At 62.8% G+C, this 20004-nt stretch carries 19 protein-coding genes; 6 read left to right on the top strand and 13 right to left on the bottom strand.

From position 1 onward, the window contains the following. Window positions 1-10: 10 nt before the first annotated feature. Window positions 11-898 carry a 4-hydroxy-tetrahydrodipicolinate synthase gene (dapA, locus tag U5A58_RS23800; protein WP_321963280.1) on the bottom strand — a complete coding sequence of 296 codons (888 nt, stop codon included), beginning with the start codon at window positions 896-898 and terminating at the stop codon, window positions 11-13. Between the two features lie 98 nt (window positions 899-996). Further along, window positions 997-2145 carry a porin gene (locus U5A58_RS23795; protein WP_321963279.1) on the bottom strand — a complete coding sequence of 383 codons (1149 nt, stop codon included), beginning with the start codon at window positions 2143-2145 and terminating at the stop codon, window positions 997-999. Between the two features lie 325 nt (window positions 2146-2470). On the opposite strand from U5A58_RS23795, the gene U5A58_RS23790 reads away from it, so the two are divergent. Continuing rightward, window positions 2471-3373: an NAD(P)-dependent oxidoreductase gene (locus U5A58_RS23790; protein ID WP_321963278.1), complete on the top strand. Its 903-nt coding sequence runs from the start codon at window positions 2471-2473 to the stop codon at window positions 3371-3373. A 66-nt stretch (window positions 3374-3439) separates the two neighbouring features. Here the strand turns inward: U5A58_RS23790 and U5A58_RS23785 are convergent, their stop codons facing one another. The 4 genes from U5A58_RS23785 to U5A58_RS23770 all read right to left on the bottom strand — a co-directional run bounded on the left by U5A58_RS23785 (window position 3440) and on the right by U5A58_RS23770 (window position 7698). Continuing rightward, entirely contained in the window at window positions 3440-4681 is a 1242-nt protein-coding gene (locus U5A58_RS23785) for a cystathionine gamma-synthase family protein (protein ID WP_321913362.1), read from the bottom strand. A gap of 96 nt (window positions 4682-4777) precedes the next feature. Then, window positions 4778-5899, bottom strand: a complete 1122-nt coding sequence (locus U5A58_RS23780) for a GNAT family N-acetyltransferase (protein ID WP_321963277.1) — start codon at window positions 5897-5899, stop codon at window positions 4778-4780. Continuing rightward, window positions 5896-7167 (bottom strand): cardiolipin synthase, encoded by a 1272-nt coding sequence (gene cls / locus U5A58_RS23775; RefSeq protein WP_321963276.1) that lies wholly within the window; start codon window positions 7165-7167, stop codon window positions 5896-5898. Before cls ends, U5A58_RS23780 begins: the two co-directional genes overlap by 4 nt. Before the next feature lie 102 nt (window positions 7168-7269). Further along, on the bottom strand, window positions 7270-7698 hold the full coding sequence (locus tag U5A58_RS23770) for a MarR family winged helix-turn-helix transcriptional regulator (protein ID WP_321963275.1): 429 nt from the start codon (window positions 7696-7698) through the stop codon (window positions 7270-7272). Between the two features lie 143 nt (window positions 7699-7841). Between U5A58_RS23770 and U5A58_RS23765 the strand changes: the two genes are divergently transcribed. Then, window positions 7842-8210 (top strand): antibiotic biosynthesis monooxygenase family protein, encoded by a 369-nt coding sequence (locus U5A58_RS23765; protein ID WP_321913366.1) that lies wholly within the window; start codon window positions 7842-7844, stop codon window positions 8208-8210. Between the two features lie 50 nt (window positions 8211-8260). On the opposite strand, the gene U5A58_RS23760 is transcribed toward U5A58_RS23765, so the two are convergent. The 6 genes from U5A58_RS23760 to U5A58_RS23735 form a co-directional block, all read right to left on the bottom strand. Next, window positions 8261-8467 (bottom strand): hypothetical protein, encoded by a 207-nt coding sequence (locus tag U5A58_RS23760; RefSeq protein WP_321949471.1) that lies wholly within the window; start codon window positions 8465-8467, stop codon window positions 8261-8263. A gap of 205 nt (window positions 8468-8672) precedes the next feature. Next, window positions 8673-9167, bottom strand: a complete 495-nt coding sequence (locus U5A58_RS23755) for a molybdopterin-dependent oxidoreductase (protein WP_321963274.1) — start codon at window positions 9165-9167, stop codon at window positions 8673-8675. 141 nt (window positions 9168-9308) lie between these two features. Then, the gene (locus tag U5A58_RS23750) at window positions 9309-10850 is read right to left on the bottom strand and encodes a methyl-accepting chemotaxis protein (protein ID WP_321963273.1); all 1542 of its coding nucleotides are present in this window, start codon (window positions 10848-10850) and stop codon (window positions 9309-9311) included. Window positions 10851-11130: 280 nt separating this feature from the next. Further along, the gene (locus U5A58_RS23745) at window positions 11131-11871 is read right to left on the bottom strand and encodes a YdcF family protein (protein ID WP_321963272.1); all 741 of its coding nucleotides are present in this window, start codon (window positions 11869-11871) and stop codon (window positions 11131-11133) included. A gap of 5 nt (window positions 11872-11876) precedes the next feature. Beyond that, entirely contained in the window at window positions 11877-12014 is a 138-nt protein-coding gene (locus tag U5A58_RS23740; protein ID WP_321963271.1) for a hypothetical protein, read from the bottom strand. Window positions 12015-12057: 43 nt separating this feature from the next. After that, window positions 12058-12375, bottom strand: a complete 318-nt coding sequence (locus U5A58_RS23735) for a DUF3311 domain-containing protein (RefSeq protein WP_321963270.1) — start codon at window positions 12373-12375, stop codon at window positions 12058-12060. 257 nt (window positions 12376-12632) lie between these two features. Between U5A58_RS23735 and U5A58_RS23730 the strand changes: the two genes are divergently transcribed. Next, window positions 12633-13088, top strand: coding sequence for an MEKHLA domain-containing protein (locus U5A58_RS23730; RefSeq protein WP_321963269.1), 456 nt, complete (start codon window positions 12633-12635; stop codon window positions 13086-13088). A gap of 28 nt (window positions 13089-13116) precedes the next feature. On the opposite strand, the gene U5A58_RS23725 is transcribed toward U5A58_RS23730, so the two are convergent. Then, a complete protein-coding gene (locus tag U5A58_RS23725; RefSeq protein WP_321913373.1) occupies window positions 13117-13758 on the bottom strand; it encodes a TetR/AcrR family transcriptional regulator in 642 nt (213 codons plus the stop codon). 286 nt (window positions 13759-14044) lie between these two features. Here U5A58_RS23725 and U5A58_RS23720 point away from each other — a divergent pair, with 286 nt between their 5' ends. The 3 genes from U5A58_RS23720 to U5A58_RS23710 are packed head-to-tail and all read left to right on the top strand — an operon-like array spanning window position 14045 to window position 19971. Further along, window positions 14045-15298 carry an efflux RND transporter periplasmic adaptor subunit gene (locus tag U5A58_RS23720; RefSeq protein ID WP_415774283.1) on the top strand — a complete coding sequence of 418 codons (1254 nt, stop codon included), beginning with the start codon at window positions 14045-14047 and terminating at the stop codon, window positions 15296-15298. Window positions 15299-15307: 9 nt separating this feature from the next. Continuing rightward, window positions 15308-18520, top strand: coding sequence for an efflux RND transporter permease subunit (locus tag U5A58_RS23715; RefSeq protein ID WP_321963267.1), 3213 nt, complete (start codon window positions 15308-15310; stop codon window positions 18518-18520). Continuing rightward, window positions 18517-19971 (top strand): efflux transporter outer membrane subunit, encoded by a 1455-nt coding sequence (locus U5A58_RS23710; RefSeq protein WP_321963266.1) that lies wholly within the window; start codon window positions 18517-18519, stop codon window positions 19969-19971. The genes U5A58_RS23715 and U5A58_RS23710 overlap by 4 nt, the downstream gene beginning before the upstream one ends. Window positions 19972-20004 lie beyond the last annotated feature (33 nt).

The raw sequence follows: 20004 nt of genomic DNA, 5'->3' as shown, positions 1-20004 counted from the left end.
GGGCGTGACGTCAGGCAACGCGCGGGTAGATTTCGAGTGCCTTCGCGAGGCGCTCGCGCGTGGCGGCGTCGAGCGGCTGCGCAGGCGAGCGCGCCGGGCCGGCAGGCATGCCGAGCATGGCGGCGGCGGTCTTGAGCACGACCGGCATCGTGCCGAGCGCAAAGGCGTCGCGCAGCGCGCGCAGCGATTCCTGGGCGCGGCGGGCCGCTTCGATGTCACCCGCCTGGAAGTGATTCCAGATCGACATCACGACGCTCGGCACTGCATTCGTCGTGGCGGCAACGGCGCCATCGCCGCCCGCGATCAGCGACCAGAGAATCATCGAATCGGTGCCTGTAAATACGGCGAAATCGTCGCGGCGCAGGTTGATGAGCTGCAGCAGGCGGTCGAAGTCGCCACCGCTGTCCTTGATGCCGCGAATGTTCGGAATTTCGGCCAGACGGCGCACGGTGTCGATGGTGAGCGTCACGCCCGCCTTGGCCGGAATCGTATAGAGCATCACCGGCAGCGGGGTGGCGCGCGCGATGCGCTCGTAGTGCGTGAACAGTTCGGGCTGCGAAGCACCGTTGAAGTACGGCGTGATGACGGAGACGGCGTCCACGCCCGTGTCCTGCATCTTGCTGTTCAGTTCGATCACGTCGCGCGTGGCGTAGGCGCCGGTGCCCGCGATCACGGGCACGCGCGAGCGCGCCTGTTCCACGGCGATGCGCGCGATGCGCAGCTTTTCCGCTTCGGAAAGCGCGATGAATTCGCCATTGGTGCCGAGCACGAACAGCGCGTGCACGCCCGCGCCGATCAGGCGCTCGACGAGCGTGCGCAGGCCCGCTTCGTCGACTTCCTCGTCGGCGGTCATCGGGGTGATGAGGGCGGGGATGATGCCCCGGAAATTCACTGCCATGTTCGTTCTCCACTTCGCCGGAGAGCAACGCCTCGCTGCCCTCCAGCCATCGTGGCGCGATGGGGCGCGCCGCCATTGTTTGCTGGCTCGTTTGCCTGTTAGAACCGGTGCCGCAGCCCCAGTGCCGCGACGATCTGATGCGAGTTGCTCGAAGCCGTGATCGGCCAGAGCGCGGCCACGGCGGCCTTGCCTGTCGAGTCGGTGCCGCTTGCGCGCTGGTACGCAGCGGTCAGGTAAATATCGGTACGCTTGGAAAGCAGATAGTCGCCGCCGATATTGGCCTGGTTGTAGTGCGCGTCGCCGGCGCCGTGGCTGTTCGTATATTCGTACGCTACGCCCATCAAGAGCGCAGGCGTGAACTGATAGCTGAAGCTCACTTCGGCATTGTCGAACACCGCCGTTGCCCCATGGTAGGCCGCAATCGGCGCCGCCGCCGCGCCCGAGCCGAGATCCTCGAAACGCGAGTTCGAGTACGCGAGACCGACCTTCGCGTTGCCGAACGCGTAATTGCCCGCCACGGACGCGACTTGTTGCGTGCGTGCCGACGTGTAGCCCGAGAAGATCGGCGAATTGTTCGGCGAAATCGGTGCGGCGCCGGCCGTGCCGTCCCACAGCGCCGTGTTGGGGCGCGAGGTGTTGATGTACGACGCGGCCAGCGCGAGCGGCCCCTGCGTGTAGCCCGCCACGAGGCTCCAGATGCGGTTGTTGTTGAAGGCGCCCGGTGTGCCGCCGAAGCTGAACAGCGCGCCGCCGCGCAAGCCGTGATAGCTCTGGCTCAGGAACTTGATGCTGTTGCTCACGCGCGAATTCACGTACAGGTTGTCGGTGTCGCCCGGATGCGCGCCAATGCCGCCCGCCCACTGGTTCGCGACGACGAGCGGGCCGACAAGATCGGCGGAAGGCTCGTTCTGGCGGCCGAGCGTGACGCTGCCGACCGGCGTGGATGCGCCCACCCAGGCTGCGCGGCCGAACATGCGGCCGTTCTGGCCCAGCGTGCCCGTGGTGCTGCTGAAGCCGTTTTCGAGCTGGAAGATGGCCGCGTACCCGCCACCCAGATCCTCGGAGCCCTTGAGGCCCCAGCGGCTGCCTGACAAGACACCGCTCGACATCTGGTAGTTCGCCGACCCCTTCTGGTTGTTCGTGTACACGAGCGACGTGTCGATCAAACCGTAGAGGGTGACGCTGCTTTGCGCATGTGCGCCGATCGCGGCGCCCAGCAAGCCAAGCATGGCGGTGGTCCTTCTCATCGTTTTTTGTCTCCGGCTGGGTGGGTTATTTGATTGATTCGATCAAAGCAGGGTGGGCTTCAGCGATTTAGCAACCCTGAACTGATCGGTTGAGTCATCTTATTTGACTGAATCGATCGTTTCAACCGAGGGAAAACCCTGGATTTGATTGAATCGATCATTTTTTGGAGGGTTCGTCAGGCGTGGACCGCGCAAATTGACTGCGCAGCGCGAGGACATTCCACCCGGCTGGAAAGGCAGGGGCGATCGTTACAGCCGGGCAATGTTTGCGGTAACGTGCCGATTCGCAGGGGCTGGCATCGAGAGACGAACTGGAGAGAGACAGATGGCAAAGCGAGTCATAGTGACCGGCGGCAGCGGCCTTGCCGGAAAATGGGTGGTCGAGAACCTGGTGGCGCACGGCTACGAAGTGTTGAATCTGGACCGCGTGCCCATGCCAAAGCGCACCGCGCGCACGCTGATCACGGACATTACGGACGCGGGCCAGGTGTTCAATGCGATCGCGTCGACCACGGCGCCGGTGGAATTCGCCGACGACCTGGAGCCGCAGCCGATCGACGCGATCGTTCACTTTGCGGCGATCCCCCGCATCATGTTGACGACCGATAACGAGGTCTACCGCATCAATGTGATGGGGACCTACAACATCCTGGATGCCGCTGCGAAGCTAGGGGTCCGCAAGGTGATCGTGGCTTCGAGCGAGACGACATACGGCGTGGTGTTCGCCCACCGCCATCGCGATCCCGCGTACTTTCCGCTCGACGAGGACTATCCGGTGGATCCGATGGACAGCTACGCGACCTCGAAAGTGGTCAACGAAGTGACCGCGAAGGCATTCCAGGCGCGCACCGGGTCGGACATTTACTGCTTTCGCATTGGCAACGTGCTCGACCCCGAGGACTATGCGAAGTTCTCCACGTGGCTGAAGGACCCGGCGCTGCGCAAGCGCATTGCGTGGAGCTATATCGACGGGCGAGATCTCGCCAACGCGTGCAGGCTGGCCATCGAAACGGACGGGCTCGGCTTCCAGGTCATGAACGTCGCGGCGGACGACGTGTCGTCCGACTTGCCGACCCAAACCCTGCTGGATCGCTACTATCCGGGCGTGCCGGTCAAGAAGCCGCTCGGCGAGTTCGAGACACTGCTGAGCAACGAGAAGCTCAAGCGGCTGCTTGGCTGGAAGCAGCAGCACTACTGGCGCGACGAGGCGAAACGCTTCAATCCGTAAGCGAGCGCTGTAAATAGAAAGGGCCAGCGCGGGCTGGCCCTTTTCACGAAAGCGACACGCGAGGCGTCAGGCCGCCAGCTTGAGCGCTTGCGAGAAGTCCGCGATCAGGTCGTCGATATCTTCGATGCCCGCCGAAAGGCGCAGCATGCCGTCGGAAATGCCCATCGCCTTGCGCGTTTCTGCGCCGGCTTCGAAAAAGATTGTCGGCGCAACGGGAATGATGAGCGTGCGCGTGTCGCCGAGGCCGGTTGCCTTGATCGGCAGCTCGAGCGCGTTAACGACGTCGATCATGCGCTCCGCGTTGAGCAATTCGAACGAGAGCAGCCATGACGCGCCCTTGAACAGCGCCTGTGCGACCTCGTATTGCGGATGGCTCTTGAGGCCCGGATAGAACACCTTGCCAATGGCCGCGTGGCCCTCGAGGAACTGCGCGAGCGCGAGTGCGTTGTCGCTGCTTTGCTTCACGCGCAGGGCGAGCGTTTCCGCGCCCATCGCGATGGCGTGCGCCTGCTCCGAAGACAAGGAAGCACCCATGTCGCGCAGGCCCTTCTTGCGGATCTGCAGGAGCCCCTGATCCTTCGCAGGCGATCGCCGATAGTCGTCGGCGATGTTCGGGTACGCGCTCCAGTCGAACAGGCCCGTGTCCGTCACCGCGCCGCCGAGTGCGGCGCCATGGCCCGCGATGGTCTTGGTCAGCGAGTTGATGACGAGGCTCGCGCCGACCGCCTTCGGCTGGAACAACGCGGGCGAGGTAATCGTGTTGTCGACGACGTAGGCGATGCCGCGCTCGCGGCACAGCTCGCCGATGCCTTGCAGGTCGGGAATCTGCGTGCCCGGATTCGCGATGGTTTCGACGAACACCATGCGCGTATTCGGGCGGATGGCGTTCTTCACGTTCTCGGCCTCGCAGGCGTCGACGGTCGTGACTTCCACGCCGAGCGTGCGCAATGTGCCGAACAGGCTGTTGGTGTTGCCGAACACGTAACGGCTCGACACGAGATGATCGCCCGCGCGCAGCAGCGTGAGGAAGGTTGCCGTGATCGCGGCCATGCCGGTGCTGAAGCAGACCGTGCCGGTGCCGCCTTCGAGGCTCGTGATCTTGCGCTCGAGCGCGGCGGTCGTGGGGGTGCCTTGCCGTGCGTAGTTGAAGCCGCCTTTCTTCGTGCCCTGAAACACGCCGATCAGGTCCTCGACGCGCTCGAAACCGTATTGCACGGACGTATGAATCGGCTGGCGCACGCCGCCGTGCTCGGTGCCCGCGATCCTGTCGCCGTGAACGATGCCAGTGGTGAAGCCTTGCTTGCTCATCCTTACTCCGTTTCTCAATCGATTGCGTTCGGCACATTATCGCCTGTAACGCGTGTTGCTGGCATTGGGGCGCACCGCGCCCATGTTCCCAGCGCACTAACGCAGTTCGGACTCCGACGGTTCCAGCACGCCGCGCAGTTTGCCGAGCAGCCAGTTGACCAGCGTATTGTTGTGCCGGTAGTGATTCCAAGTGGGAATCTGGCGCGCGCCCAGAATGCGTTTGAACTCATAGGACGTGGCGCCCAGTTCGATCTCCTCGAAGCCTTCGCGAATGCCGAATTCGACCGTGCGGATGAACATGGCGAAATACAAGCCGTATTCGTGGCTCTTCGCGTAGTCGAGCCCGATATAGCGGTTGACGAGGTGCCGTCCCTTGCCGATCAACTGGGTGAAGCCAATCAGCTCGTCGCCCAGAAAGTACAGCAGATAATGGCTCAAACTGCGGGTATTGGCGAAATACTCCGGCGTGAGCTTCTCGAACTTCAACTCGGCCTTTTGCCAGGTGTTCAGATACAGCGCATGCACTTTGGCCACGAGATGATCGGGCAGCCCCGCGCATTCTTCATAGCGCAGTGCCGCCGCTTTCTTCAGCTTGCGCTTGAGCAGGTTTCTGCGATCGCTCTTCATGGCCGGGTAGTAGTCCGGGCCGATCGACAGCACCGGCACCGGCAGGCCTTTTGCCGCCACGAAGCCGCGCAGCGGCAAATCCTCGGCGAAACCTTTGTAAGCGAGCAGGCTCCCTTTCTTCGCAAGCGCCGTGCTGATGGCCGCGAGCGTTTCCTGCGAGACTTCACCCTGGATGCGGCCTGCGTCCACGGTCGGATGCCCGATGCAGGCGAGCTTGAAGCGGATCCAGCTCAAACTGTTTTTCAGCCAGCCGCTGGGAAGCAGCGTATTGAGCCGGAAATTCATCACGAAGTAGGGCGCCACGGTCACGAGCGTGCTGTCCCGGTACACCGCGAAATAGCCGAAGCTGAAGTCGTCCAGCCGGGCCGTCTGAAAGGCCTCGTAAAACGCCGCCCCCTCCGGCTCGTCGCGCAGAAATCCCTCCGGCGGCGTGGCCAGATCCTCGATGTGCAGCATGGGTTGCGGTCCCCTTTTTCTGACTGTTCTATTGACTGCCGGATGTAGGGCACCGATTGTCGGCGATCTTCGCTTCGTTGTCGAATGGCCCGCGGCGCTCGTGCAGGCGGGACAGGCATCGTCAACGCGGATCACAGTTGCGAATCGAGCAGGGCGGCCACGTGCTCCAGCAGCTTTTCGCGCAGCGGCCGGCGGCGCCAGTCGTCCAGTGTGATGCGCTTCGCGAGCGCAGCGTCGGCATCGAAAATGGCGGTCTGCTGGCGCGCGAAATCGCGGTCATAGATGTTGAGATTGGCTTCGTCGTTGAGCTTGAACGAGCGGCTGTCGAAGTTGGTCGAGCCGACCGACACCAGATACTCGTCAACGACGATCAGCTTGCAGTGGAACATCGTCGGCTGATACTCGTACATCTGAACGCCCGCCGCGAGCAGATCGCCCCAGCATGCGCGCGACGCCTCGCGCACCGTGTGGGTGTCGATGTGCTTGCCGGGCGTGATGATGCGCACCTTCACGCCGCGCTTCGCCGCTTCGACAATGGCGTTGATCGTGAGTTTGTCCGGCACGAAGTACGCCGTCGACAAGTGGATGGTTCGCGTCGCGGCGGTGATCGCCATGAGGTACATCAGCTCCATGTCGTCGCTGCCCCCCGAAGGCGAACTGCTGAACATGTGCGCGAGGCCATTGCCCGCGGCGTCGATCGCTGGAAAATATTGCGGGCCGTGCAGCACGTTGCCTGTGGACTTGACCCAGTTGTCCATGAAGACGGCCTGCATCTGCCCGACCGCCGGGCCTTCCACGCGAAAGTGCGTATCGCGCCAGTGTTTCTCATCCTGCGCGTGGCCGGTCCATTCGTCGGCGATCCCCACGCCGCCCGTAAAGCCGATGCGCCCGTCGATCACGAGCAGCTTGCGGTGCGTGCGGTCGTTCATGCGGCCAAGACCGGTCCAGTGCGGCTTGTGATACAGCACGAGCTGCACGCCCGCTTCGCGCAGCATTTGCTGGTAGCGCTTGTCCATTTTCGAGGAGCCAACCCAGTCGAGCAGCACATGCACGGCAAGACCCGCGCGCGCCTTGTCGGCCAGCGCGCTTGCGATTTCCTCGCCGATCGCCCCGGACCAGTAAATGAAGGTCTCGAAGGTGATGGTGTGCTGCGCCGAGCGGATGGCCTCCAGCATCGACGGAAAGATTGCGTCGCCGTTCACCAGCGCCTCGAAGCGATTGCCTCCCAGGACGGGTGGTCCGAGCAGCAGCCCCATCGAGCGGATGAACTGCGGACTGTCGCTGGCGTAGAGCCGTTCGATCTTGTGCTCGATCTTCTTCTCGCCGCTCGTGAGGTTCGCGATGACCAGGATGACGACGAGCGTCACCGTGACGGTCACGGCTATGAGGGCAATTGTCGACATGCGTGGGCCTCGCCTGGCGGATGGATCCATCGATGTCCCGGCGCCCGCCTGGGAACGATCCCATGCTGGTAGCACATTGCGTGCGCGAGTGGCCCAGGGCGATCAATCCGTGTCAGCGGCTGCGTCCATGTCGTCGAGATTCACCTGCAGTTTCATCAAGACGCGATGCGCGGCCTTGATCTCGCTGACCGTCACGCCCTCGGCCAGGCGGTTGACCCAGGGGGCCTGAAGACGCATGGCAGCTTCGAATGCCTGACGGCCCTCGTCGGTCAGTATGACCAGCTGCGCGCGACGATGGTGTGGGTTTGTCTCGAAGCGCACCAGACCGTCGTTGGCGAGGTCGTTGACGATCCGTTGCACGTTCTGCCGATTGGCTCCCAGATCGCGAGCGATCCACGCCACCGGCTGTGGCCGCTCCGCGGCACTGATGGCGCCCAGCATTTGCCAGCGTGCGCTCGTGAGCCCGAGGCCCTCGACGAGGCGGTCCCCGGAGGTGAGCAGCTCGCTATTGAGCCGGAAGAGATCGAGCATGATGCTTGACAGGAGTTCGCCAGCCGGTGTTCTCACAGGTTCATGCATATGTCACCTTATTTCTAAATTGACATCATCATGTCAATTTACTATAAATTGCCCATGACGGGTTGACATCATGCTTCCAGAACCAGGAGTGCACCATGCTGCAATTACGACCGCTTGATCCTGCTTGCCCGATCGAGCATCAACTTGCCATTGACGCCGAGCCCGTTGTGCTCGTGAACGTCTTTACGCTCGATCTGGCCGATGAGGCGAAGTTTCTCGAGGTCTGGCACGACGACGCCGCATTCATGAAGCAGCAACCGGGCTTCATTTCGACGCAACTCCATCGCGCCCTCGGGGCGCATCCGGCCTATATGAATTACGCGGTCTGGGAATCGACCGCGCATTTTCGGGCGGCGTTCTCTCATCCGGGGTTCAGGTCGAGCCTGGCCGCCTATCCTTCTTCGGTGATCGCATCGCCACACATTTTTCAGAAGGTTGCCGTGCCGGGGATTTGCGCGAGTTAGGCACGGCTTTTACGTTTTTTTGTGAGGTGCAGTTCGATCAGGACCGCTTATTACTTGCCAGCCGATTCACTTGCATCGGGTTCGCTGGTGCGATGCTCGTCATTTGCGGCGCGGTTCGACAAACGGTTCTTGGCGATGGAGTCGCCATGCGGGGAGGCGGTCGGCGCCGGCATGCGCGCCATGGCCATAAACGGCGCCATCATGAGGAGGCCGGCAATGGCAAACGTGGCGTTGAGTCGGCTGAAGTATGTGATCACGCTTTTCTCCTTGATGGTGAAATAAAGGATGACTAAATAATCGATGGATTGGCCGGAAGTTCGACAGAACCCCGGGAAGACGCGTTCCAAATCCAAAGCTTACGTGAAGTTTACATTCCGTAAGATTTGATGGCAAGCCACGCGTGAACATTTCGTGCGGCTTAACGCCTCACGAAATAGGGGTATGAGCGCGGATGGAGAAGTTTCAGAGCGCGAGCACGCGAGCCTCGATGCGCGCGAGACGTTTGACGTGGCGCGGCGCCGGTACGAGATCGGCGCCGGAGAAGAGCACAGGGGCGCCATGTTGCGCGTCGAGCGGTTTGTCCCCGCATTCGTAAGCGATGACCACCTGCTCGCCTGCTGGCGTGTTGAACAGTTCGTGCCAGGAGAACGTCACGAAGTAACCGTCGTGGCCGACCGCGAGAAAGACCATGCGCTTGAAGTCGCCGTCCACGTCGTTGCGCAGTTCCGCTTGACGGAGCAGATCCGTCAAGCGCACGCCGCGGTAGGGCGCGACAGTGCGGATGAAGCGCTGCGTGGTGTAGCAGCGCAGATCGAACGCCGGGCACGTCACGGCCGGATATTGCCGCAGCGCTTCGAGCGACAGGGACATCGGATGCACGAGGCTGCCCGTGAGTTGAAGCGGAGCGCCTGGCTCGACGGCATTGTCGATTGAGGCGGGGGCGGTCGCGATATCCATGTGTGAGTCTCCGGGCCGGTGTCGTTCGATATAGCCTCGCGTATATTACGCTCGCGATCCACCGGAGTCAGCCTCGCGAGCAAGATGCCAGACATGCCATAGCGGTTATGGCCCCCGAAGCGGCGCTTTGTATGCGCGAAATCAGGCCATGGCGGCGTCCCTGAGCCGGAATGCGGCGACAGTCTCGCGCAGCGCGTGCGCCTGCTCGGCCAGCGCATGCGCCGCCGCCGATGCTTCCTCCACGAGCGCCGCGTTCTGCTGTGTGACTTCGTCCATTTGCGTGACGGCGATGTTCACCTGTTCGATGCCCGTCGACTGTTCGCGCGAGGCCGTCGAAATGTCCTGAACGGTGCCGGAGACCCGCTGCACGGCCTCGACGATCTCGTCGATGATCTGGCCGGCGTCGGCCACCTGCGACGATCCGCTTTCGACGTGTTCCTTCGACTGCTCGATGAGCGTCTTGATCTCGCGCGCCGCGTTCGCGCTACGCTGCGCGAGCGTGCGGACTTCGCCCGCGACCACGGCGAAGCCGCGGCCTTGTTCACCCGCACGCGCCGCTTCGACGGCTGCGTTGAGCGCAAGAATGTTGGTTTGAAACGCGATGCCGTCGATCAAGCCGATGATCTCGCCGACCTTGCTCGAGCTATGGGCGATGGACTGCATCGTGCCGACCACGCCGCGCATTACCGTGCCGCCGCGCGCCGCGGTTTGTGCCGCCGTGCCCGCGAGCGAGGTGGCCTCCTGCGCGTTCTGGGCGTTCATGCGCACGATCGACGTGAGCTCTTCCATGCTCGCAGCGGTTTCTTCGAGCGACGCGGCCTGCTCTTCGGTGCGCGAGGACAAATTCTGGTTGCCGGAGGCAATTTGCGCGCTCGCGGTCGCGACGCCTTCGGCATTGGCGCGGACTTCGCTCACTACGCGCGCGAGACTTGTCTGCATTTTCGCGAGCGCCGTGAGCAGTTCCGCGGTTTCGTCGTCGCCCCGCGCATGCAGATCGGTCGAAAGGTCACCGTTGGCGACCTCGCGGGCAAAGCCCACCGCGCGCCCCAGCGGGCGCGTGACCGTACGGCTGAACAGCACGCCGCCCGCCAGCGCGAGCACGAACGCGACCACCATGAGCACGGCGCTCACGACGGTGGCGTGCGCGGCTTGCACCGCGGCCTGTGCGGCCACCTCTGCGTTGGTGGCGGCGATGGTCTGCGCGGCGCGGTCGAGCAGTTGGGCCGGCGCGCGATCGACACCGGCGACCACGGTATCGCCCGCAACGGGGTCGGCGCCCGCCGCCTTGAACGCCTCGAAGCCCTTGCGATACCCCTGGCCCATCGCCTCGTGCGCCGCGGCGAACTGCTCGACGAGGGCGCGCGCCTCCCCATCGGGCAGCTTCGTTTTGAGCGCGGAGGCGAGATCGTTCACGGTGTGCTCTCGCTTCTGAAATGCGCTCCAGTAACGATCGAGTTTTTGCGGGTCCTTGCCGCGCAGCAGTGTGTCCTTCCACTCCTGCACTTGCAGCTTGAACTCGACGAGCGTGGCCGACACCATGCGCTCGTTCGCGGCGGCGTCCTGCACGGTGGTGCGATAGGTATCGATGGCCTGATTGAGCGTGTGGATGCCGTATAACGCCCCCGCCGACATGAGGGTGAGAGACGCGGCGAAAGCGAGGGGAATCTTGCGGCTGAGTTTCATAGGGGGCAGATGACTGAAAACGCAGGGCGCATGGCGCGCCGACCCCCTTATTACGGCTCGCGCGGGACCTTCTTTAGTATTGGCGCATTACGTCGTCTTTCGTCATACGTAAGCCGTTGCCGACATCGTTTTCGAGCCGCGCCGGGACATTGCGATTGCTAAAAAAAGTCCGACTATTCGCGAGTCATTCTGAAAGCCTGTGCTGCTGTGCATCGCGGGGTTTTGCAACTTAATGTGGAATGCTTATTAAAGTGGCTGTCGCCGTTTGGCATCGTTTCCGTTACGCAGCTTTCAGGCCCAGCATGTTGTAGAGCGTGTAACGCGCAATACCAGCGTATTCATGGAGCGCAATATCGGCGATCACGAAGTTGTACGAAAGCGGCAGTGGCGACAGAACGGCGCGTAGATAGTCGGCACGCACCGGAATGGCGTCGACACCGAAGTGCGAAAAATAAAGCGTGCTCCGCTTCAGATGGATGGCCGACGACACCAGCAGTATTTCGTCCGGCTGGTATCGCTGCAGCAAGGCGCGGGTGAACTGGGCGTTTTGCCATGTGTTCATGCTGTCGGGCTCGCTGAGCACATCGGCGGACTCGACGCCGAGCCGAAGCAACGCGGCTCGATACACCGAAGCTTCTGACTCGCCGTTATGGCGCGGATCGCCGCCGCTCACGATGACCTTGCAGTCCGCGCCTGTCATTCGGCAATCACGATAGAGCGCGGCGGCTTCAACGATACGCGAGTACGAGAATATCCCCGGCTCGACGACCCCGGCACGGGGGATCTTTTGTGTGCCTGCGCCGAGCACGACGATGGCGTTTCGTTTGCTCCATTGCACCGTTGGATGCACCGCATAGGCCGATTGCAGGTTCGTCAGCAGCCACGCGGGAACGGGGCCGCAGCCGACAGCAAGAAACAGCGCGAACGCAGCGGCATACAGCGCGCGACTCGTGCGCCGCCAGTTGAGCGCGGCGAAACAGCGGGCGATGGCAATGGCGACGAGAAGGACGACGAACGTCATGCGAATCACACGATATCGAAACGAAAATGAAAATTGCCGAGCACGATAACCGCCGCGCGCCGCATCGCACAGAACAGCTTGAGCAAGCCATTTATTCCAGCCGGTTCTGGCAAATATGAATGCGCACGGCTGGCTTGACTCACCCACGATACTCTTCTCGTTTGCCTGTTACGCGGGCCTGCCCGACTAGAGATCTGCTTCCCATTCAAACGCCTCGAAATGAAGCTCGGCGAAAAGGGGAGGGGGCGCATCCATGGGGAACTCGGCAGCGGAGTCTGGGACTGGCGTTGACGTTTCGTTCGAAGCGACCGCGTCGCTCGCGAGGAAAACAATGCCGGTAATCACGCAGCCACCGAGGAGCCAGAATAGTTGATACCAGTAGAAGAACGGCATGCCGTCCCACATGGGATCGATTCTGTCGTAGGTTGGAATGGCGATGAGGGCCAGCCACGGCATGTACAACAGGGAAAGCCGGCGTCGCAGCGATCTTGGTTTGCCTTTCAATTGCGTAGCCCTTCGAAAGTTGCAACCGCCGCGTTAAGGAAAACGGCGATCTGGAAGGCATAACACCTGATCGAACAGGCTTATTCCTGATAAGAAGGATTTTGAATAATAATATGGAATCCGAAATAAATATCTGTTGTGCGCGATGAGGCGCGCGGCGGGAAAGCCCGCTTACGCGGGAACAACGGACACGCATTGGCGCACGGTTGATAGAATTGCGCAACGCGCAACCGCTCAATTCGAAGGAGCCAGTCTGAATGTCACCGTACACGGATACCGAACTTTTTCGCCTTCTCGCACATAGCTATCGCCGCCTGTTGGGCGTTGCGCTCGTGCCCGAAGGCATGAGCGACGGAGAAGGCGCGGCTTGGCTCTATGAGCGCGCGCCGTTCGGTTTGCTTGCGCACGGCACGCAGGAAGACCCCGTGTTCATGTATGGCAATCGCCGCGCACAGGCGATTTTCGGCTACGACTGGGACGAAATCACGGCGCTGCCTTCGCGTCTTTCGGCGCAGGCGCCCGAGCGCAGTGAGCGGCAGGCATTCCTCGATTCGGTGACGCGCGAAGGCTTCGTGAAAGACTATCGCGGCATCCGCATCACGAAGTCGGGGCAGCGCTTCTGGATCGAGCGCGCAACGGTCTGGCAACTGATCGACGAAGCCGGCGTGCTGCATGGGCAGGCTGCAATGATTCCGCATGTTGCACCTTGCTGACAGGCACACGCGCTAGCGAAGCCCGCGATCATTGCGGGTTCAGCGGGCCGTTTTGCTTCGCTTGTGGCGCCCCCACCGCGTAGCCCGCGAGAAATACGTCGACCGCCCGGTTCACGACCTGCAGCAATTTCGCGCGCGAGGTTTTCACTTCATAGCCGAGCGTCGCGAGTTCGACCAGTTCCGCCTCGAGAAGCGCCAGCAGATGGTGCGCCGCGACGCCCGTGTCGCAAGGCCGGATCGCGCCCGACTCGATCGCACTCGCCAGAAAGTCGCGCACGTGCTTCAAGCCCTGTTTCGGCCCCGATTCGTACAAGATCCGGCCCACGTTCGAGCGGTCGACCTCCTGATGGCACAGGCGGCGTATCGCGAGAAAAGAGGGCTGCAGCACGGCGCTCAGGTAGTGGAGCCCGAACGCGACGAGCGACTCGCCTAGTGGCAAATCGAGTGTCAGTTGACTGAAGGCATCGCGGATTTCGGTTCCGGCGCGGCTCGTCATTGTTTCAGCAAATAACGCCTCTTTCGACTCGAAATAGCTATAGAGCGTCGCCTTCGACGCACCTGATCGCGCCGCGATTTGCGTCATCGACGCCTGCTCGAAGCCCTCGTCCCGGAACACCTCCAGCGCGGCTTCGATGATGGATTGGCGCTTTTCTTCCGTCTTCTTTCTCATGCAGTCTCCCTCCCTGACTCGCTCTCCTGGCTGGGACGCGAGCGTCCACTCAACACACCGGCCGGTCACGAATGGAAACATTCGTGACCGGGTAATGTAATTGACAGCCATTAATCGTTCTATTATAAACCATACCGTTCAGTTTAGTTATGTGATCGGGAACATGGGATTTAGGGTTGGAAGGTAATGCGCACTGAGGCCTCAGCATGCTGAGCCGCACGATTTCAACCGCTTAGTAGTGCGAGTCAATTCATTCGCGCCTGTCCGTGTTCCAATGCGCGATTCGATGGGATATATGCCACAACAGATTGATGCAAGAGATGGATGGAGCAGGAAAAGCCGCCGCTTGAGCGCCGCGCTTTTGTGCTCGACCGCAATTGTGATTGCAGGCTGTCAAGGTCACGACGCCGGGATGCCCGCTCACTCCGCTGGCCCTGCTGGCCAGAGCGTTGAAGTCGGCGTCAAGACGCTTGCGCCGCAACGCATCGTGATGACGGCCGAGCTTTCGGGCCGGCTTTCGGCGCTGAAGGTTTCGGATGTACGCCCGCAGATTGGCGGCATCGTGCAGAAGCGTTTCTTCGTCGAAGGCTCGGACGTGAAGGCCGGCCAGGTGCTCTACCAGATCGATCCTGCCACCTACCAGGCGACCTACGACCAGGCGCGCGGCACGCTCGCCAAGGCCGAGGCCACGCTCGCTTCCGCGAAGACGAAGGCCGACCGCTACGCGCAACTCGTGAAGATCAACGCCGTGAGCGCGCAGGACAACGACGATGCGATCGCTGCCGTGCGCGAGGATGAAGCCGACGTGATCGCGGACCGCGCGTCGCTCGAATCAGCACGGATCAATCTTGGCTACACGCGCATCACGGCGCCTATCTCAGGCCGTATCGGTGCTTCTTCGGTGACCGAAGGCGCGCTCGTGACCTCCGAGCAAACCACGGCGCTCGCGACCATTCAGGCGTACGACCAGATGTACCTCGATGTCACGCGTTCGAGCGCCGACTGGCTGCGCTTGCGCAAGGCATTTGCCTCGGGCCGCCTCAAGCGCTCAGGCGAGGGCGCGGCCGTGCAACTCGTGATGGAGGACGGCACGCCCTACGCTCACGCGGGCGTGCTGCAGTTCTCGGGCATCACAGTGGACGCGACAACGGGCTCGGTGACGTTGCGCATGGTCTTCCCGAACCCGGAGGGCGAACTGCTGCCCGGCATGTTCGTGCGGGCGCAGCTCGACGAGGGCGAGAGCGCGAGCGCGCTGCTCGTACCGCAGCTCGCGGTCACGCGCGCTTCGGATGGCGGCGCGAGCGTGTGGGTCGTCGATGCAACCGGGCACGCGAAGCAGGTCGCGGTGCGCGCGGACAGCGCCTATGCGGACCAGTGGATCGTCACGAGCGGCCTGAAGGACGGCGATCGCGTGATCGTGAGCGGGCTGCAAAAAGTGCAGGCCGGGGTGGCGGTACGCGTGGCGGCGGATACGGCCGCGCCCGTTGCCGCCTCGGGTGTCTCGGTCACGTCCGCGGCGACGTCTCCGGCAAAGTCGTAAGGAGGGCGCATGGCAGGTTTTTTCATCCAGCGCCCGATCCTCGCGTGGGTCATCGCGATCGTCATCATGTTGATCGGCGGTGCGGCGACCACCACGCTGCCAATCGAGCAATATCCGACCATCGCGCCGCCTTCGGTGCAGGTTACGGCGACCTATCCGGGCGCCTCCGCCGACACGGTTGCGAAGACCGTCACCCAGGTGATCGAGCAGAAGCTCTCCGGCATCGACAACCTGTTGTACATGTCGTCGACGAGTAGCGGCGCGGGGCAGGCCACCATCAACCTGACGTTCAAGCCGGGCACCAACCCGGATATCGCGCAGGTGCAGGTGCAGAACAAGGTGACCCAGGCCACGGCCTCGCTGCCGGAAACGGTGCAGGAGCAGGGCGTGCAGGTGGCGAAGGCATCGAGCGACTTTCTGATGATCGTCGCGCTGTCGTCGCCGGGCGGCACGCTCAATTCGATCGATCTGGGCAACGTCATCGCCACGCAGATCGAGGACCCGCTCACGCAGATCAACGGCGTGGGCGACGTCACGCTGTTCGGCGCGCAGCACGCCATGCGCATCTGGCTCGATCCCGTGAAGATGCGCAGCTTCGGCGTGACCGCCTCCGATGTGACGACCGCCGTCACCAACCAGAACGTGCAGCTTTCCGTCGGCGAACTCGGCGGGGCGCCTGCTACGAACTCCCAGGCGATCAACGCGACGATCTCCGCGTCGAGCCTGATGACGACTGCCGACCAGTTCGGCGGCATTCTCCTGCGCGTAAATAGCGACGGCTCGAAGGTCCTGCTCAAGGACGTCGCGCGCGTCGAGGTGGGCGGCGACTCGTACGATACGTCGTCGCGGCTCGACGGCAAGCCGGCGGCCGCGCTGGCCGTAAAGCTGTCGACCGGCGCGAACGCCATGGCCGTTGCCAAGGCCGTGCGCGCCAAGCTCGTGGAACTGCAGCCGCAGTTGCCCAAGGATGTGGCCATTGCGTATCCGTACGACTCCACGCCGTTCGTGAAGATCTCGATCGAGGAGGTCATGAAGACGCTTTTCGAAGCGGTGATCCTCGTGTTCCTCGTGATGTACCTGTTTCTGCAGAACCTGCGCGCGACGCTGATTCCGACCATCGTCGTGCCGGTCGCGCTGCTCGGCACACTGGGCGTGATGTCGGCGATCGGCTTCTCGATCAACGTGCTTTCGATGTTCGCCATGGTGCTCGCGATCGGCTTGCTCGTGGACGACGCGATTGTCGTCGTCGAGAACGTCGAGCGGATCATGGCCGAGGAAAAGCTCGACGCGAAGACGGCAACGAAGAAGGCGATGAGCCAGATCACCGGCGCGCTCGTGGGCGTGACGACCGTGCTGACCGCCGTGTTCATCCCCATGGCGTTCTTCTCCGGCTCCACTGGGGCGATCTATCGCCAGTTTTCGGTCACGATCGTGTCGGCGATGGTGCTCTCGGTGCTGCTCGCCATGACGCTCACGCCCGCGTTGTGCGCGAGCTTGCTGAGCCCGTCGGCGCTCGAGCACGCGCAAAGCCGCGGTTTGCTCGGCGCGTTCAACCGCCTCTTCACGAAGAGCAATGCGCGCTACAGCGCCACGCTGGCGCGCGTGGTGGCGAAACCCGCGCGCTGGATGCTTGGCTACGCGCTCATTGCGGGCGTGGTCGGCATTCTGTACGTGACGCTGCCTTCGTCGTATCTGCCGGAAGAGGACCAGGGCTCGGTCATGGTGTCCATTTCGGCGCCGGTCGGCACGCCGACTTCGAAGACGCTGAAGACCGTGGCGCAAGTCGAGCAGTATTTCCTCAAGCAGCCCGCGGTGACGCACGTGATGGCCGTGAACGGATTCAGCTTCAACGGGCAAGGGCAGAACAACGCGCTCGCATTCGTGCAGTTGAAGGACTGGAGCCAGCGCGGTTCGAACGATAGCGCCCAAGCGGTGATCAGCCGCGCGAACGCCGCCTTTGCGAGCAATCGCGACGCGCAAATCTTCGTGATGAACGAGCCTGCGATTCATGGCCTCGGCACGCAGAGCGGGCTCGACTTCGAAATCGAGGACCGCGCGGGCCAGGGACACGACAAGCTGCTGAAAGCGCGCAACCAGTTCCTCGCGCTGGCTGCCAAGGATCCTTCGCTTGCGATGACGCGTCCGGCGGGTCTCGAAGATACGCCGCAGCTTTACGTCGATATCGACCGCGAGAAGGCGAGTGCACTCGGGCTGTCGATCGCCGATGTCGACACGACGATTTCCACGGCGTTCGGTTCGGCATACGTGAATAACTACATCGATACCGGGCGTATCCAGAAGGTCTACGTGCAGGCTGACGCGCCGTACCGCATGATGCCGGACGACATCGGGCAGTGGTACGTGCGCGCGGATTCGTCGTCGAGTACTTCGTCATCCTCAAGTTCGTCGTCGAGCTCATCTTCGATTTCGACATCGACGTCATCGACGACGACTTCGGGCTATGACGGCCAGATGGTGCCGTTCTCCGCGTTCGCCACCACGCGCTGGACGTTCGGGCCGCCGCAGATCGAACGCTACAACCGCGAACTGGCGATGCAAATGAGCGCCCAGCCGGCACCCGGCGTGAGCACGGGCCAGGCAATGGCCGCCGTCGAAAATCTCGCGAAGCAGCTGCCCGCCGGATTCGGTATCGAGTGGACGGGGCAGTCGTATCAGGAAGTGCTCGCGGGTTCCCAGGCCGCGTACCTGTACGCCATTTCCCTGATCGTGGTGTTTCTCTGCCTCGCGGGGCTGTACGAAAGCTGGTCGGTGCCGCTCGCGGTCATTCTCGTGGTGCCGATCGGCGTGCTGGGCGCGCTGCTGGGCGCGCATATGCGTGGCCTGTCGAACGACGTGTATTTCAAGGTTGGTCTGCTGACGACAATCGGTCTGGCCACGAAGAACGCGATCCTGATCGTCGAATTCGCGAAGGACCTGCAGGCGCAGGGCCGCGGGCTCGTCGAGGCCACGCTCGAAGCGGCGCATCAGCGTTTGCGGCCGATTCTCATGACGTCGCTCGCCTTCGTGTTCGGCGTGCTGCCGCTCGTGATTAGCACCGGTGCGGGCTCGGCCGCGCGCCATGCGATCGGAACCGGCGTGGCCGGAGGCATGATCGCGGCGACTGCGCTCGCCATCTTCTTCGTGCCCGTGTTCTTCATTGTGGTGCGCAAGCTGTTCAAGGAACATGGCGAAGCCGCGCCGGCCGCAAAGGATCATGAATGAAATTGAAGCTTTTATCGGTGCTCTGCGCGGCAGTATTGAGCGCGTGTTCTCTCGACCCGGTTTATCAGCGTCCCGCGGCGCCGGTCGCTACCGCGTGGCCAACGGGCGCCGCGTACGATGCGGGCGCATCGGCGGCTGCGGCGCCCGCATCGTCCACGGCGCCGAACGCCGCTGACGTCGGCTGGCGCGATTACTTCAAGGACCCGAAACTGCAGGAGTTGATCGCGCTCGCGCTCGATCACAACCGCGACCTGCGCGTCGCGGCGCTGCAGGTGGCCGAGTACGAGGCGCAGTACCGCATCACGCGCGCGGAACTGGCGCCGACGATCGACGCCGGCGGCTCGGTCACGAATACGCGTACCGATGGCGCGGTAAGCCACTCGAATACCGTTTCGGTCGGCACGACGTCGTGGGAAATCGACTTCTTCGGGCGCATTCGAAGCCTGAAGCGCCAGGCGCTCGAAAACTATCTGTCGACGCAGGCCTCGCGCACGAGCACGCAGCTTTCGCTCGTGGCAGATGTTGCGACCGACTACCTGCAATTGCTCTCCGACGAGACCTTGCTGAAAGTCTCGACCGACACCGCCACGGCTAACCAGAGCACCTACGATCTCACGGTGAGCATGATGAAGATCGGCAGTGCGTCGCTTCAGGACGTGCGTGAGGCGCAAACGTCGCTTGCGAGCGTGCGTGCGAGCGTAGCCTCGTACACGCGCGCGGTCGCGCAGGACCGCAACAATCTGATCGCCGAAATTGGCTGCCCGTTGCCGGATGACTTTGGCACGGGGCCCACGCTGCTGGATAGCGACGCCATGTTCGCCGACGTCGATGCGGGCATTCCGTCCGACTTGCTTGCGCGCCGGCCCGATATCATCGAGGCCGAGCATACGCTGAAGGCCGCGAACGCCAATATCGGCGCCGCGCGTGCGGCGTTCTTTCCCAAGATCGAGCTGACTGCGAGCGCCGGCACCGCCAGCACGAGCCTCTCGCAGCTGTTCAAGGCGAGCACGGGCGCATGGTCGTTCGCGCCGACGATCACGATGCCGATCTTCGATTACGGCAGCAACAAGGCGTCGCTCGACGTTGCGAAGATCGAGAAGGATATCGACGTAGCCGACTACGAAAAGGCGATCCAGACCGCGTTCAAGGAAGTATCGAACGCACTGGCGGGGCGCGCGACCTATGTCGATCAGGTCGCGGCGGACCGCGAGTACGTGAAAGCGGCGCAGGATTACTACGATCTCGCGCAGGCGCGCTACAAGGCCGGGACCGACAGCTTCCTGACCTTGCTGACCGCGCAACGCACGCTCTACACGGCGCAGGAGCAACTGGTGACCGACGAGCTGGCGAAGCTGTCGAATCAGGTCACGCTGTACAAGGTGCTGGGCGGCGGCTGGTCAGCGACGAGCGTGCATGAGCAAGCCGCCGCAAGCAGCCAGGCGCATTCCTGAAGCTTGCGAGGCAAAATGCGGTCACAGCACGCG

The sequence above is a fragment of the Paraburkholderia sp. J7 genome (genome assembly GCF_905220155.1).
Taxonomy (GTDB): domain Bacteria; phylum Pseudomonadota; class Gammaproteobacteria; order Burkholderiales; family Burkholderiaceae; genus Paraburkholderia.
The sequence above is the reverse complement of the archived record's forward strand: the minus strand, read 5'-3'. Positions and strand labels throughout refer to the sequence as shown.